We start from the raw sequence: 15466 nt of genomic DNA on the forward strand, positions 1-15466 counted from the left end.
ATTATGTAAAAATTACAGTACTGCTTAAAAGCTTCTTGAAATATCTTTAAAGGTGATTTTTTAAAAATAATAGTACTTTTGTGCTTATTGTGAATAAGGTTTTAAAACATATAAGATTAGAAGACTTGCCAAGTGTGGCTCAGCAGATTATAGAATTTGCTGATGATACCAATGTTTGGCTGTTTGAAGGAAATCTGGGAGCAGGAAAAACTACGTTGATTAAAGAGTTATGTAGTCAATTAGGTTTTTCAGAGCCAGTTCAAAGTCCTACTTTTTCTATAGTGAATGCTTATCCATTAGATAATGGAGCAGAACTTTATCACTTTGACTGTTACAGATTAAAAAATGAGGAAGAAGCCTTCGATTTTGGCATAGAGGAGTATTTATATAGTGGGAATGTATGTTTGATAGAATGGCCCGAGGTTATAGCCAATTTGCTTCCGGTACCACATCTTCTTATTTCTTTAGAAATTGAGGAAGATCAATCAAGAACTATTGGACTTGAAATAATAAAAGAATGATGGATTCATCAGGAAAACTTGGGAGTAGTTTAGAAACACAGGAGTCGCCTTTGGCAGTAAAAGAGCGGAATAGTGAATTTTCTATAGGACTTCCGAAAGAAAACTCGGTTTCAGAAAAAAGAATAGTTTTAAGTCCAGACTCTGTTTCTGTTTTGGTAAGAAACGGAATGAGTGTGAAAGTAGAGAAAGGGGCAGGGGAAGCTGCTGACTTTACGGATGAATCTTATAGTGAAGCAGGAGCGGAGATATGTATATCAAGAGATAGGGTTTTCTCATCTAGAATTGTTATCAAAGTAGACCCACCTACTTTAGAAGAAATAGCCCTGATGCAGCCAGAAAGTGCACTTCTTTCGGCTTTGCAATTCCAGCATCAGTCCAAAGCATATTTTGAGGCTTTGATTCAAAAAAGAATTACAGCTATTGGTTTTGAATATATGGAAGATGTGGCTGGTAACCTTGCAGTTATTAGAGCCATGAGCGAGATTGCCGGTAGCTCAGCCATTCTTTTGGCGTCAGAATATTTGGCTAAAGGAAGAGGAACTTTGTTAGGAGGTATTGCAGGTGTTCCGCCTACTTCGGTGGTAATATTAGGAGCAGGTACAGTGGCAGAGTTTGCTGCCAGAGCTGCTTTGGGTTTAGGTGCAGATATAAAGATTTTTGACTCTTATCTATATAGGTTACAGCGTTTGAGGTATTCGCTTGGTCAGCATATTTTTACTTCTATTCTTGATTCGCAAAACCTATGTAAAGCATTAGCCGAAGCAGATGTGGTGGTGGCAGCTATGCGTTCTGAGAAAGGATTGTCGCCTTTAGTGGTGACTGAAGATATGGTGAAGAGCATGAAGAATAATGCGGTAATTATAGATGTGGCCATAGACCAAGGAGGGTGTATTGAAACATCTACGCCAACTTCGCACGAAAGTCCAGTTTTTAAGAAGCATGGCGTCATTCATTATGCTGTGCCAAACATAGCATCACGAGTGAGTAATACGGCGAGTCATAGTTTGAGTAATATTTTTACGCCACTTTTACTTAAAATAATAAATCTGGGTGGCATGGATGAGATGATTCTCACGAACCAATGGTTTCTTAAAGGTGTTTATGCCTTCAAAGGAAATATTACGCATCAGAATATTGCCAAGAAATTTAGTTTAAGACATAGGGATTTAAGGCTTCTTTTAGCAGCCAGAATTTAAATAGAAAGGAAAATGATAAATCATTCGAACGAAAACACAATTATGGATGACGCTAACTCGCCAGAGTTAGATAAGAAACAAATGGGTTTAGTAACGGAAGATTTCTTAAAAGTATGTGACCACTTAAAAGAAGGTTCATATCAAATTAGAAGTAGAAAATTTAGTGAATACCCGGTTTTTGTGGCCACCATTGCCGATGTACCTTTAGGAAACACTTTATTTTTCAAAGATGACTTAGGAACTCGCTACGAATACAAAGCTACCTTTTTAGAGGAGTTTATAGAGCGTGGCATAGTAGGAGCTGAGTCTGAAGCCCTGTTTAAAGAACACTTTAAAAACCCAGAGGAGTACTGCTGCCTGTTCGTAATGGACGGTAAGTTTGCTGGCTTTGTATATATTCCTTTTCCTGAAGATTGATTTTAGGCTTTGACTTTAAATTCTGACGTAGTATGAAAAACTATGTCAGGATTGTTTTCCATATTCATTCTCAAAATCCAATCTGTTTCGGCTAAAAAGACAGGATTCTTGTCTTTGTCGTAGGCTATGAAATTATTCTTTAGCCTTATAAATTCAGCCAATTTATCTGGGTCTTCGGCGGTTATCCAGCAAGCTTTAGAGTAAGGTTTTGCTTCAAAACGGCATTTGGCTCCGTACTCTTGAAGTAACCTATGTTCAATTACCTCAAACTGTAGTTCACCCACCGTTCCAATAATTTTTCTATTTCCAGGCTGCATGATAAATAGCTGAGCCACGCCCTCTTCTGAAAGCTGTTGCACACCTTTTTCTAGCTGCTTCGCCTTCATTGGGTCGGCGTTTACCACCTCTCTAAATAGCTCTGGAGAGAAACTAGGTATTCCAGTAAATTGTAGTTCTTCGCCTTCTGTTAGCGTATCGCCAATTTTAAAATTACCTGTGTCATAAAGCCCTACTACGTCTCCTGGATACGCCTCTTCTACCACGTTTTTGCTATCAGCCATAAACATATATGGATTTGAAAAACGCATTTTTTTATCTAAACGAACGTGTTCATAGAATTTACTTCTTTCAAAGGTTCCACTACACACTCTTAAAAAGGCAATTCTGTCGCGGTGCCTTGGGTCAATATTAGCATGGATTTTGAAAACAAAACCCGTAAATTTCTTTTCCCTAGGTTCCACTACGCGTACATCAGTTTCTCTAGAAATAGGAAGCGGACTTACATTACAAAAAGTATTAAGAAGCTCCATAACACCGAAGTTACTTACAGCACTTCCAAAAAATACAGGGGCTAAGTCACCTTTCAAGTACTTTTCTCTATCAAATTCATCATAGATTCCCTCAATCATCTCCACGTCTTCTTGAAGTTGGTCGGCGTCTTTATCGCCTATCTTACTTCTTAAAACATCGGAGTCAAGGTCATATTCAAAAATGTCTTCTTCTAGTTTTGTCTTATTGACAGCAAAGAAGTTCATCTTATTTTCTAGTAAGTGATATACACCTTTAAAGTCTCTACCACCATTTACAGGCCAAGTTATTGGTCTAACGCCAATCCCTAGTTTTTGCTCTAATTCATCTAAGATGTCAAAAGGGTCTTGACCATCACGGTCCATTTTATTGACAAATATTATTACAGGAGTGTCTCGCATACGACAAACTTCCATGAGTTTTTCCGTTTGCTCTTCCACGCCCTTTACGCAGTCAATTACCAATATTACGCTATCTACCGCAGTAAGTGTTCTGTAGGTATCTTCCGCAAAATCTTTGTGACCAGGAGTATCAAGAATGTTTATCTTAAGGTCATTGTATTCAAAAGTCATTACCGAGGTAGCCACCGAAATACCACGTTGCTTTTCAATCTCCATAAAATCGGAAGTAGTTGACTTCTTAATTTTATTGGACTTAACAGCTCCCGCAGTTTGAATAGCCCCCCCAAATAAAAGAAGCTTTTCTGTTAGGGTAGTTTTACCAGCATCGGGGTGAGCAATAATGGCGAAAGTTCTTCTCTTTTTAAATTCTTTGTCGAAACTCATATGAAAATTTATCCTGCGAAAATGACCTGCAAAATTAGTTCATTTAAGTGATGCATGAAAGTCATTACTCGCTAATTGAACACAAAGGTTTTCTTAGGCTGCAAGTTGTAGTTTTCAAAGAAATGCACTAGACTCAGTATTTTTGGTGTTTTTCAAAGATTGTATTTTTCAAAGATTAGCTTTTGGTCGACAGGAATCTATTAATATCGACAAATCATTGATTTATATCTACTTGACTGCGTTTGTCATGACATTGGTGCAATATTTTTAAGAGCAATGATGTCTTTCTTTGTAGAATCGTTTAAGCTTTCCTAGACCTGTTATAATTTAAAAAAATCAAGAAAATGAAAAAACTACTCTTTTGCTTATTGTTATTGTCGTCTTATGTGTCTTACGGACAATCTAGAGGACAAGCCGGAAATTCCATAATTTCTGGAAGTATTGTGGACTCCGTTACAAATAATTTAGTCGAGTTTGCTGCCGTGGCTCTTTGGGATGCTAATAAGGCGGTTGACGGAACATTGACTTCGGATAATGGTAAGTTCAAGTTTGAAGGAGTAAAAGCAGGAACGTATAAAATTTTGGTGTCTTATGTTGGTTATCAACCTCTGTCATTAGAAAATGTCACTGTTAGCAAGAATTCAAATGTTGATTTAGGTGAAATTAAATTAGTAGGTGACAATATTCAGTTAGACGCAGTAACCGTAACGGGGCAGGCTTCGTTAATTGAAGATAAGATAGATAGATTGGTTTATAACGCGGAAAAAGATATTTCTAACACAGGTGGTACCGCGGAAGAAGTTTTAAGAAAGGTTCCGATGCTTAGTGTGGATTTGGACGGAGAAGTGGAATTAAGAGGTAGTTCTAATGTGAGGGTTCTTATTAATAATAAGCCTTCGGCCATTTTTGCTAGTAGCGTAGGAGAGGCACTTAGACAGATTCCTTCAGACCAGATTAAGTCGGTGGAAGTAATTACATCACCAAGTGCAAAATACGATGGAGATGGAACGGCAGGTATAGTTAATATAATTTTAAAGAAGAATACGCTTGCAGGTGTAACAGGTTCATTAAACTTAGGTGCTGGTTTGATAGGTTCATCGGCTAACGGAAGTGTCAATCTTCGTGATGGTAAATGGGGCGTTTCTTTACGTGGAAGTGGAAGAGCCTCATATAATTATAAAACAACAGGTGAGAATACGAGGGAAAGTGTTATTGATGGTTCGGCGACCTATTTAACCCAACTTGATGACAATATTGGTGTTTGGGGCGGAGGCCGTTATAGTGGAACATTTGACTATGATTTTGATAAGTCTACAAACTTTTCGATTACTTACTCTTTGAGAAATCGTGTTAGAGGTAGCGACGGAGAACAAGTTTCTACGCTGCTAGACAACTCAAGAAACTTGATTTATGAAAATATTAGAGATATAGATCAACGTAATAAAAGTAACTCTAGTGATTTGGATTTTACCTTTACTAAGAGATATGCAAACCCTGTTCAGGAGCTTACTATTTTAGCTCAAGTTTCTCAGAACAATACTGATAATTTCTATACAGCACTTGAAAATGGAATAGGAGCAGATAGTAGTGAAAATCAAGGGAAAGATAGAGAGTTAAACTTCCAGGTAGATTATGTTCAGCCTATGGGTAAGAAAGTGAAATGGGAAGTGGGAGGAAAGGGTGTTTTAAGATCAGCTCTTTCTGACGGACAGTTTTATAGCTTTAATGCTGCTACTAATAGTTATGCTCTTAATGATGTAAGGTCTAATTTCTTAGACTATGACCAAAATGTGTTAGCAGGTTATTCTTCATTTACGTTTGAATTACCTAACAAGTGGGGTGTTCAGGCAGGTTTACGTTATGAGAAAACAACTATTCAGGCAGATTTTAAAGAATTGTCAAATGTTGATATTCCTGATTATGATAACTTCTTACCAAGTATAACAGTTTCAAAACGTTTTAAGGAAGCAGGCTCTATTAGAACAAGTTACACGCAGCGAATTCAGCGTCCGTCAATTAGGTACTTAAATCCTTTTGTAGATTATTCTAACGCAAATAGTATCTCATACGGAAGTCCAACATTGGCTCCAGAGTTGGTTGATATGTTTGAAGTAGCTATGAGTACTTACTTTGGTACCAATTCCATCAATTTCTCTGTGTTTTCTAGAGTTGAAGATAATAGTATAACGTCAATTAGTAATGTTACTCGTAAAGATGGTTTAGATGTAACAGAAACTACTTACGGGAATATTGGTGTAAACAAACGTTACGGTTCTAATATCTCTGCCAATTTGAATCCTACAAACAAGTGGCGTTTAGGAGGTGGTGTAAATGTAGATTATACTTACATGGATAACCGAACTATATCAAACAAAGGCTGGAGTGGAGGTGTTAACCTTAATACTTCGTATTCCTTCCCGAAAGATTGGGCGGCTTCTTTCTTTGCATTCTATAGGTCACCAAGGGTGCAGCTTCAAGGAACTAGAAATGGCTTCTATTTCCACGGTATTACGGTTAAGAAGAGTATTAATAAGAAAAGAGGTAGCATAGGCTTAGGATTAGAGAATCCATTTGTTAAGACTATTGACTTTAAATCTGCTTTGGAAAACAGAACAGATGCTTTAAACTATTTCACTACTACTAGTAACCGTAGCATATATAGAAGAAGTATTCGTATTGACTTCCAGTACCGTTTTGGTAAAATGGAAAGCGACGGAAAAGGCTTGTTTAGAAGAAAAAGCAACAATCGTGGAGATGACTCTGTGGATGGCGGAGATGGCGGAGACGAGGGAGGCTTTTAAAAGTTAAGTTTAACTATAGGGTTTATATTTAGAGGCTACGCAAGTAGCCTCTTTTTTTATGCCTAAAGTTACTCTTTAAACTTCTGAATTACTTTAACTCGAAAGCAGCCATTAATTTTAGTAAGTCTGCATTTTTGCTACTCATCTTTGTGATGGTTGCCGATTTTTCAAAAGGGTTTTGCTTCTCTCTTCTTAAAGGGATGATTGGAACAAAAACTCTTTCTGGATTATTATTTTTGAAAGCTAACATAAGTGTATTGTTTTAATGACTTGTTTATAAGTCGTTTAATTTTCACACTTCAAAGATGCACAAAATATTAGCACAATGTTGCTGAAAATATTAGCAATTGATGTAATTTACTCATCATTAGCTCTTTATTGTCGCGTTCATTGCTAAATATTTGAGTGGAGGCTAGATTTATCTTCGCATTTCTCCGTAGTTTTCAATTTTTACCCCTGCTTTTTAGCAATTCCTGAACGTGTATATAGTGACTGTTATCTGCCGAGGTTCTTAAAACCTGAGCAGCTGGTAGTTCTCCTAAAGCTTCATGGGCTTCTTTCATCTTGGTAATAAGCTCCAAGCCTTTTTCTCGATTATCCTTAAATAAGTTAACATCCTCTTCAGGGTTGTTTTTGATATTAACCAGTAGTGTATCATGTGAAGCTACAGCAGATTTATATCCAGCTCCTTTAAAGCCTTCATAAGGAAGTTTTAGTTTCCAGTCTCCTTTTCTAAAAGCTTGTACTTGACCTCCATCAAAGAATAAGTATTCGTCGCTAGCTCTTTGTCCTTTATTCAGTAGTACATCTGTTAGGTCTTTTCCGTCAATAGCTCTTTTTGGGTTTAAGTCTATTCCTACCAAGTTCATGATGGTAGGGAACCAATCCATTTGGCTAGCCAGTCCTTCATATACCTGACCGGGCTCAATTTTCCCTTTCCACATGGCCAAAGTGGGTACTCGCATACCGCCATCAAAAGTGAACTGCTTGCCTTCTCTCAAATGCCCTGCGGAACCACCATGGTCTTCCATAACCAACCATGGGCCGTTATCGCTAGAGAAAATGACTAAAGTATTTTCTAATAAACCATCCTGCTCTAACTTGTTCAATATCTCTCCTACACTCCAGTCTATTTCTTGAATCACATCACCATATAGACCTCTATTAGAAGTTCCTTCAAAATCTTCGGATACATATAGAGGTACGTGGGGCATGTTATGAGAGAGATATAAAAAGAAAGGCTCGGCCTTGTGGTTTTCTATAAAGTCAATAACCTTTTCGGTGTAGGTTTTTGTGGTATAATGCTGGTCTACGTCAAAGTCCACCACGTCATTTCCATCTAGATAGACCACACTTTCCATGTCATTACTGTAAGGAATACCAAAATAACTGTCGAAGCCCTGCTGTAAAGGAAGAAATTTATTCAAGTGACCTAAATGCCATTTTCCTACTATGCCCGTGGCATAATTCTTTTCTTTTAGTTTTTCGGCAATCGTTTCTTCGTCTTCTGGCATGCCGGTATAGCTCTCAGGAAAGAATACACCATGAATGCCCATTCTCTGAGGTAGGCGGCCTGTCATTAGAGCTGCCCTAGAAGGGCTGCAAATATGAGCTGCAGAGTAGAAGTCTGTAAACTTGATTCCTTCATTGGCTAATCTATCAATATTGGGTGTGGCAATATCTGTCGCCCCAAAAGAGCTAAGGTCTCCATAGCCTAAATCATCCGCAAAAATGTGAATGATATTTGGTGGTCTTTCTGTTTTCTCATTTGAACATGAAATGGCAAATAGGCCAAGGAGGAATACTAAAGGTGTAAGTTTCATTATGGTTGAATAGGGTTGTTAGTGGTCAATTTAGGAAAAGAATAGCAATAATTAATAAGGTTTTACTAGTTCAAGATATTCTTTGAAGCTTGTCTATTATATTAGTTTCTGCCCTTTCATGAATTTATCAATGTATTGAGCTATTTCTTCACCTTTTTCTTCCTGAAGAAAGTGTCCAGCATTTTTAATGATAATCTTTTCGTCGTCTTTAATGGTAGGAATGAGCTTATAAAAAAAATTCTCTGCCCCACTAAATACTTTGTCTTTGTCAGAGAATAGGACTAAAGCAGGTTTATTCCATTTAGATAATATCTCTCGGGCGTCTTTCATTTCTTTTACCCCATCATGACTAGGGTCGGTGGGTACGAGCCCAGGGAAAGACTTTGCTCCACCTTTGTATTTTTTAGAAGGGAATGGTGCATTGTAAGCGGCCACTACTTCTTTTGATAGTTTTGATGCGGATGCAAACTGTACTACGCCACCAGTTGGAATAGAAGGGTGATATTTCGCAAACCATTGCCAAAGCTTAAAGCCAAAATTTGCTGGTTTACCAATCGGTAAAAAAGTGTTCAGAATAACCACTCTTTTAAATCTTTCAGGGAATTGCCCCAAAAGGCCAAGACCCAATAATCCGCCCCAGTCTTGTACTATAAGCGTGATGTCATTTAAATCTAGCTTATCAATAAAGTTTTTGAGGGATTTGAAATGTAGGTCATAACTATAATTTTTACTACCTACAATTTTATCAGACTTTCCGAAGCCTATCAAGTCCGGAGCAATGAACCTATGGTCTTTTAGGTGGGGCATAAATTTCCTATATAAATATGACCATGTAGGCTGCCCATGAAGGGCCAAAATAGTTTCGCCTTTGCCTTCATCTATGTAATGCATTTCCATGCCGTCAAAGTCTAGATAGTTTTCTTTGAAAGGGTAATCGGTGATTTGTTCGAAAGCCGATTTTGGTGTTTTAATAATCTCCATGGGTACTTTCCAATTTTCTTGGAAGATACAAATAGTAATTTGATTCAGTAAAGGGCATAAAAAAATCCCGCTTCGTATGGAAGCGGGATTTCTAAGAGCATGTCTTAAGAATTAGAATTTATATCTAACGCTAAAGTTCCAAGTTCTACCGTATCCGAAGAATGCAGTATTAGCAGTGCTAAACTGGATGTCTTGCTTAGTGTCATAAATAGCATCACCGCTTTCAGCGTGGATGTTAGTATAAGACTCAGCTATGTACTCAGTATCAAATAAGTTATTAGAGTTTAATCTAAACACTAATGAATTATCTTTTGGAAGGTTTACAGTGTAAGATACACCCAAGTCTACTAAGCTATAGTTAGGAAGCTGAACAGAACCTCTATTGTTAGCAGTGCTAAACTCGCTATCAGTTGGGTTAATGCTAGCGTGAAGGTTTCCATAATAGAAGTAATCAGCATCTATTCTGAAGCCTTTTCCTAATCTAGCAATTGCACCTAAGTTGAATGTTGTTTGAGCGGCATCACCCACTTTTACACCATCTAGGTATAGAGTCTCACCTTCAGAAACAATATTTTGACTGTCGTCATAAATTGTAGCTACGGCATTACCATCATATTTCCAGTTACCGAAAGAAGCAGCACCTTTAAATGTTAACATTTTAGATGGGTTATATCTGAAATCTAACTCAAGACCTTGGTGAATTTGAGTCACACCTTGGTAAGAGTAAAATCCTTCTACGTTGTCAGGAAGTTGATATCCACCAGACAATACTCTATCTGCCCACTTAGAACGGTATAAGTTAACGTTAGCGTTAAACTGAGAAGATCTGTAACCATAACCTAATTCTAAGCCAGTAATACCTTCGTTAGTAAGGAGAGGGTTGATGTCATTTCTAAAGTTCAAGAACATATTGTCCTGGAATGGCTGACGAGAATAGTAGCCACTGTTTGCAAAAATATTGTTATGGCTATCTATGTTATAGTTCAAGCCACCTTTTACGTTATAACCAGGGTTAACCACTTTTTCAGACTCTTCTTGACCAGCTGGGTAGTTGAAGTAATCATAACGAACATGAGACTGAGAAGAAACGGCTCCCTGAACAAAAGTAGAAAGAGGACCTTGAATATATTCTAATTGACCAAAACCACCAATGTATTTGATGTCTTCAGGATTGTCATATCCAAACCTTTGGTTTCTTGGAGTGTCATGGAATGACGCAGCCCAAGGGCCAGAGCTATAAGCTTCTGTTACATAGTATTGGTCACCTTGGAAGCTTGCTGGAGTAGCTCCATCAGCCCATCCATCAGCTCCTAGGAAATCTACAACTCTTCTAAAGTGCTCACCATGGTATGCACGAGCATCAAATCCTACATTGAAAGATAAAGACTCAGATAATTTCTTGCTGAAGTTTGTAATCATTCCGTACCACTGATGCTCATTAGCAGATGAACGTAAAACGTCATAAATTCTAGAACCATCTACTCTTGATCTATCACCTACTATATCACCAGCTGCGTTAGGAGCTTTAGAACCGTTGGCAGCTCTAATTGTGTTTAAGTCATAAAAGTCGCCATCTTGGCCAGCATAGTTTCTAAGGCCAATAGAGCCACCTCTACCCCAAGAACCGTAAAGTACAGTTGCCAATGAAGTTTTAGAATCTATTGTGAAGTCCCAGCTAAGGTTAGCTATTGGTTTGTGATAGTAGTTACCACCAATAGATGGTACGATATCATCTTTAACAGAGTTACCATTGTATCTTCTACCTTTCTCGATCAAAGTAGAAAGTCTATAAGAGTTTCTTTGGTAATGTTGTTGAGGAGCACCAGTAAATAAGAGGTTTAATTTGTGCTTCTTGTTTGGCATATATCCAGCAGAGATGAAATACGTTTGACCGCTTCCGTCTGTGTTGTCTATGTAACCATTACCTTGCCAGTGGCCTAAAAGGGCAGCAAAAGCAAAGCCATTATCCATTAAACCAGTAGAAGCATAAGCAGTAGTCTTAAGGTAACCATCGTTACCAACCATTGCTTGAACAAAACCACCTTTGTTTGCATCTACAGTTTTAGTTACAATGTTAACTGTACCACCAACAGAAGAAATAGCTAATTTAGAAGAACCCAAACCTCTTTGGATTTGAACAGCATCAGCTACGTCCATTACACCTTGCCAGTTAGACCAGTACATTTTACCATCTTCCATACCGTTGATTGGCTGACCATTTAATAAGAATGCCGTGTTTGATTGGTCAAAACCTCTCACACTAATTCTTGAGTCACCATATCCACCACCACCTTTGGTAGTATAAACAGATGGAGTTGCTTTTAAAATTTCAGGAAACTCTTGGTTACCTGCTTTAAGAGCAATTTCAGAACGCGTAATAGTAGAAACAGCGATAGGAGTTTGTCTATCTTTAGCGATATCCATTACACCTGTAATCACGATTTCTTCCAAAGCGTTTAAGTTCTCAACTAAAGTAATGTTGATTACACTAGCAGAACCATTATAAGCAATTTCCTGACGGTCAAAACCGATAAAAGAAACAACTAAAGTTTGACTACCTGATGGAATACCATTTAAAGTATATTTTCCATCGATATCGGAAGTAGTTCCGATAGCTGTACCTTTAACAGATACAGAAGCACCTATTAGAGGTTCGTTGTTGCTACCATCTATGATAGTACCAGACACAACGCTCTGAGCAAAAACTGCAGTAGCCATAAACATAACTACCATTACAAGCATACTAGCTCGTAAAAAAGTAAACTTTCTCACCATAACACTGGGGTTAATTTGTTTTGAAGAATTTGACATTAGTATTGTTAATAAGAGCCTTTCAAATAGTTTTAAGAATCGGACTCTTCCACAAAAGTACTTTTTTTTGTTTCCGATTAAAATCCCATTTCTAGAGACTCCCTTTAAATATAGAAAAAATACTATAAATTATTATAAGAGAAACATTATTAAATTGTTAACACCGCTCTATTTAGTCCTTTTTATGCCTTTTGAATTATTTTTTTTCTTTGTTTTTATTCGATTTGTGCAATTATGGTATTTCTTAAAATCAGTGTAGGGTTCTATAAATTAAAAGGTTTCGTATATGTATGCCTTATCGGAGCAATACAATTTAAGATCTAACGGTATCAAACTATTTGGGAGGCACTATCGTATTTTGATCTCAAGGTCTTTTAAACCTATACGAAATTTAAAAAAAAATGAAAAATAGATATTATACATTGTTTGCCGCTCTACTATTTGCCTTAACAAGTTGTTTCGCCATTGATTCTCCAGAATCTACAGCAGCACCTATTAACCATTCTATATGGGATGGACTATTGAAAAAACATGTAGATGTAAAAGGTTTTGTTAATTATGGAGGCTTTGCCAAAGATGAAGCACAGTTAGATAAATACTTGGCTTTGGTTTCAGATAATGCTCCTGCTAGCAGCTGGTCTACCAATGAAAAACTAGCCTATTGGATAAACGCCTATAATGCATTCACAGTAAAATTGATTCTAAATAATGCCGACCAAAACATATCAAGCATTAAAGACATTGGTAGCAAAATAAAAATCCCTTTTGTCAACACTCCATGGGATGTCAAGTTTATCAAAATAGGCGGTAAAGAAATGGATCTGAATAATATTGAACATGGTATTATAAGAAAGCAGTTTAAGGAGCCGCGTATTCATTTTGCCTTGGTTTGTGCTGCTAAATCTTGCCCACCTTTAAGAAATGAGGCTTTTGTGGCTTCTAAATTAAATGCTCAGTTAGACGACCAAGGCGTTCGTTTTATTAATGATTCCTTTAAAAATGAGGTTTCGGCTTCTAAAATGGATGTTTCAAAGCTTTTTGATTGGTACGGCGGTGACTTTAAGAAAACAGCCAGCATAGAAACTTGGATTAACAAGTATGCCAAAACAAAAGCCAAAGCGGGCACGGATATCACTTACAAAGAATATTACTGGGACTTAAACGGAAAACTTTAAAAGAGCTTTCAGGGCTTAAGCCAAATACTTGTTAGTTTTGCATTAAATCTTCGCTCAAATATGCAAAATATACTTTTCTGGTTCAGGAATGATTTAAGATTACATGATAATGAGGCTTTTTTAAAGGCCAGTGACTTAGGCAGGGTAATACCCGTTTATGTAATTGACCCAAGGCAATTCGAGAAATCGAAGTTTGGTTATAGAAAAACGGGGCACTTTAGAGTTAAATTTCTTTTAGAATGCTTGGCAGATCTAAAAAAGAGCTTGCAGGCTCGTGGTTCTGATTTGATAATTAGGGTAGGAAATCCTGAAGAGGAACTTGCCAAAATTGCTAAGAAGAAAAACGTGCTTTATGTGTTAGCTTCTAAAGAGGTAACCCAAGAAGAAACTTCTCAAGAGTTTGAGCTTTCGCAAAACCTAAAACGACTTAATATTGATATTGAGTTAATATGGGGTGCTACGTTATACCATGTAAGAGACCTTCCTTTTCAAATTAAATTTCTTCCTGATGTCTTTACAGATTTTAGAAAGAAGATGGATGCTCACGCCAAAGTGAGGCCTTTATTTGAAACTCCTGGTCAATTAGAAAGTGTAGCCGATATCAAATGTTCCGGCATTCCTACTTTGGAAGAATTGGGTTTTGATGAAGAAGAAATTAAAGATATCCCAAGTTTTTATGAAGGTGGTGAAACCGCCGGTTTAGCTCAGTTAGATAATTTTATTTGGAAAACAGAAAACGTCAAAACTTATAAAGAAACCAGAAATGGACTTTTAGGAAATGATTTTTCTTCAAAACTATCTGCATGGGTCAGCTTAGGCTGTGTTTCTCCACGTAAAATTTACCATGAGGTTCGTCTTTTTGAAGAAAAAGTAATCAAAAACGAATCTACTTATTGGGTGATTTTTGAACTTATTTGGCGAGATTATTTTCATTTGGTGGCTTTGAAATACGGCATTAGGCTTTTCAAAATTTGCGGTATAAAGCATGATATGAATAAAGTCTGGCGTCAAGACAAAGAGGAATTTCAAAAGTGGGTGGATGGAGAAACTGGAATTCCGTTTATAGATGCCAATATGAGAGAGCTGAAACAAACGGGCTATATGTCAAACAGAGGGAGGCAAATAGTGGCAAGCTTCTTTACCAAAGATTTAAAACTAGAATGGTGGTGGGGAGCACGTTATTTTGAAAGCATGTTGATTGACTATGATGTATGTAGTAACTGGGGAAACTGGAACTACATAGCAGGTATAGGAAACGACCCTCGTCCAAACAGATATTTCCATATTCAGAAACAAGCAGAGAAGTATGACCCAGAAGCGGCGTATGTGAAGGCTTGGATACCAGAACTTAAAGATTTGTCTGCAGAAGAAATACAAAACCTCTATAATGGAGACGGTTTTGAGGCTTATCCAAAGCCAATGATTAAACTTCCATAGTTAAAATCACCTCTTAAAATGGTTTTAGACCGGTTTTCATTAATCGGTTTGAGAACTGTTAGAGAATTGATACATTTGATTACATAATTTTAAAAACCAATTAACCCCTTCTTCAAATATGAAAAAATTAGGAACCTTAGGTATTGTAGGCTTTTTGCTGTTATTCGGCATGTATGGCTGTAATTCTTATAATGGATTAGTAGAAAAAGATAATAATGTAGAGACACTTTGGGCGAAGGTTCAAACACAATACCAAAGAAGAGCTGATTTGATTGGCAATTTGGTAAAAACAGTACAAGGTGCAGCAGATTTTGAGAGAGGAACCTTGACAGACGTAATAGAAGCAAGGTCTAAAGCCACAGCTATCCAGCTTTCGGCAGATGACCTTACTCCTGAAAATATGGCTAAATTCCAAGCTGCTCAAGACCAGTTAAGTGGTTCTTTGAGTAGGTTATTAGTTTCTGTGGAGCGTTATCCTGACTTAAAAGCTAATCAGAACTTTTTAGAGCTTCAGGCTCAAATAGAAGGAACTGAAAATAGAATTTCGGTAGCGAGAAATGATTTTAATGCGGGTGTGGGAGACTATAACCTTTCTGTTAGAACATTCCCAAATAACTTGATGGCTGGTTTCTTTGGTTTTGAAAAGAAAGCTTTCTTTGAGGCATCTGAAGGAGCTCAAGATGCACCAGACGTTGATTTTGATTTCAAATAA

Annotated in this window: 12 protein-coding genes; 7 read left to right on the forward strand and 5 right to left on the reverse strand. The window is 37.2% G+C overall.

Annotated elements, in window-relative coordinates:
* Nucleotides 1–89: 89 nt before the first annotated feature.
* The 3 genes from tsaE to AC0L6O_RS04280 are packed head-to-tail and all read left to right on the forward strand — an operon-like array spanning nt 90 to nt 2134.
* Complete coding sequence (gene tsaE / locus AC0L6O_RS04270) at nt 90–521, forward strand: tRNA (adenosine(37)-N6)-threonylcarbamoyltransferase complex ATPase subunit type 1 TsaE (protein WP_473306580.1); 432 nt, start codon at nt 90–92, stop codon at nt 519–521.
* Nucleotides 518–1717 (forward strand): alanine dehydrogenase, encoded by a 1200-nt coding sequence (locus tag AC0L6O_RS04275; protein ID WP_473306582.1) that lies wholly within the window; start codon nt 518–520, stop codon nt 1715–1717. The genes tsaE and AC0L6O_RS04275 overlap by 4 nt, the downstream gene beginning before the upstream one ends.
* 12 nt (nt 1718–1729) lie before the next feature.
* A complete protein-coding gene (locus AC0L6O_RS04280; RefSeq protein ID WP_473306583.1) occupies nt 1730–2134 on the forward strand; it encodes a hypothetical protein in 405 nt (134 codons plus the stop codon).
* 2 nt (nt 2135–2136) lie between these two features.
* Here the strand turns inward: AC0L6O_RS04280 and AC0L6O_RS04285 are convergent, their stop codons facing one another.
* Complete coding sequence (locus AC0L6O_RS04285; RefSeq protein WP_473306585.1) at nt 2137–3726, reverse strand: peptide chain release factor 3; 1590 nt, start codon at nt 3724–3726, stop codon at nt 2137–2139.
* A gap of 344 nt (nt 3727–4070) precedes the next feature.
* On the opposite strand from AC0L6O_RS04285, the gene AC0L6O_RS04290 reads away from it, so the two are divergent.
* Nucleotides 4071–6527: a TonB-dependent receptor gene (locus AC0L6O_RS04290; RefSeq protein ID WP_473306586.1), complete on the forward strand. Its 2457-nt coding sequence runs from the start codon at nt 4071–4073 to the stop codon at nt 6525–6527.
* 88 nt (nt 6528–6615) lie between these two features.
* Here AC0L6O_RS04290 and AC0L6O_RS04295 read toward each other — a convergent pair whose 3' ends face one another.
* From AC0L6O_RS04295 to AC0L6O_RS04310, 4 genes are all read right to left on the reverse strand, one after another.
* A complete protein-coding gene (locus tag AC0L6O_RS04295) occupies nt 6616–6777 on the reverse strand; it encodes a hypothetical protein (protein ID WP_473306587.1) in 162 nt (53 codons plus the stop codon).
* Nucleotides 6778–6970: 193 nt separating this feature from the next.
* The gene (locus tag AC0L6O_RS04300; protein ID WP_473306588.1) at nt 6971–8350 is read right to left on the reverse strand and encodes a sulfatase family protein; all 1380 of its coding nucleotides are present in this window, start codon (nt 8348–8350) and stop codon (nt 6971–6973) included.
* A 96-nt stretch (nt 8351–8446) separates the two neighbouring features.
* Nucleotides 8447–9331, reverse strand: a complete 885-nt coding sequence (locus AC0L6O_RS04305; protein WP_473306589.1) for a haloalkane dehalogenase — start codon at nt 9329–9331, stop codon at nt 8447–8449.
* A 111-nt stretch (nt 9332–9442) separates the two neighbouring features.
* Nucleotides 9443–12142: a TonB-dependent receptor gene (locus AC0L6O_RS04310; protein ID WP_473306591.1), complete on the reverse strand. Its 2700-nt coding sequence runs from the start codon at nt 12140–12142 to the stop codon at nt 9443–9445.
* Nucleotides 12143–12543: 401 nt separating this feature from the next.
* Here AC0L6O_RS04310 and AC0L6O_RS04315 point away from each other — a divergent pair, with 401 nt between their 5' ends.
* The 3 genes from AC0L6O_RS04315 to AC0L6O_RS04325 all read left to right on the forward strand — a co-directional run bounded on the left by AC0L6O_RS04315 (nt 12544) and on the right by AC0L6O_RS04325 (nt 15466).
* Nucleotides 12544–13317, forward strand: a complete 774-nt coding sequence (locus AC0L6O_RS04315) for a DUF547 domain-containing protein (RefSeq protein ID WP_473306593.1) — start codon at nt 12544–12546, stop codon at nt 13315–13317.
* A gap of 60 nt (nt 13318–13377) precedes the next feature.
* Nucleotides 13378–14754, forward strand: coding sequence for a DASH family cryptochrome (locus tag AC0L6O_RS04320; protein WP_473306594.1), 1377 nt, complete (start codon nt 13378–13380; stop codon nt 14752–14754).
* A 118-nt stretch (nt 14755–14872) separates the two neighbouring features.
* Nucleotides 14873–15466 carry a LemA family protein gene (locus tag AC0L6O_RS04325; RefSeq protein ID WP_473306596.1) on the forward strand — a complete coding sequence of 198 codons (594 nt, stop codon included), beginning with the start codon at nt 14873–14875 and terminating at the stop codon, nt 15464–15466.

It is taken from the genome of Arcticibacterium sp. GJ41-1 (assembly GCF_055808875.1).

What these genes read in the sequence shown, in the direction of transcription:
- AC0L6O_RS04275 (WP_473306582.1), top strand. Translation starts at nt 518, where the DNA reads ATGATGGATTCATCAGGAAAACTTGGGAGTAGTTTAGAAACACAGGAG.
- AC0L6O_RS04280 (WP_473306583.1), top strand. Translation starts at nt 1,730, where the DNA reads ATGATAAATCATTCGAACGAAAACACAATTATGGATGACGCTAACTCG.
- AC0L6O_RS04285 (WP_473306585.1), bottom strand. Translation starts at nt 3,726, where the DNA reads ATGAGTTTCGACAAAGAATTTAAAAAGAGAAGAACTTTCGCCATTATT.
- AC0L6O_RS04290 (WP_473306586.1), top strand. Translation starts at nt 4,071, where the DNA reads ATGAAAAAACTACTCTTTTGCTTATTGTTATTGTCGTCTTATGTGTCT.
- AC0L6O_RS04295 (WP_473306587.1), bottom strand. Translation starts at nt 6,777, where the DNA reads ATGTTAGCTTTCAAAAATAATAATCCAGAAAGAGTTTTTGTTCCAATC.
- AC0L6O_RS04300 (WP_473306588.1), bottom strand. Translation starts at nt 8,350, where the DNA reads ATGAAACTTACACCTTTAGTATTCCTCCTTGGCCTATTTGCCATTTCA.
- AC0L6O_RS04305 (WP_473306589.1), bottom strand. Translation starts at nt 9,331, where the DNA reads ATGGAGATTATTAAAACACCAAAATCGGCTTTCGAACAAATCACCGAT.
- AC0L6O_RS04310 (WP_473306591.1), bottom strand. Translation starts at nt 12,142, where the DNA reads ATGTCAAATTCTTCAAAACAAATTAACCCCAGTGTTATGGTGAGAAAG.
- AC0L6O_RS04315 (WP_473306593.1), top strand. Translation starts at nt 12,544, where the DNA reads ATGAAAAATAGATATTATACATTGTTTGCCGCTCTACTATTTGCCTTA.
- AC0L6O_RS04320 (WP_473306594.1), top strand. Translation starts at nt 13,378, where the DNA reads ATGCAAAATATACTTTTCTGGTTCAGGAATGATTTAAGATTACATGAT.
- AC0L6O_RS04325 (WP_473306596.1), top strand. Translation starts at nt 14,873, where the DNA reads ATGAAAAAATTAGGAACCTTAGGTATTGTAGGCTTTTTGCTGTTATTC.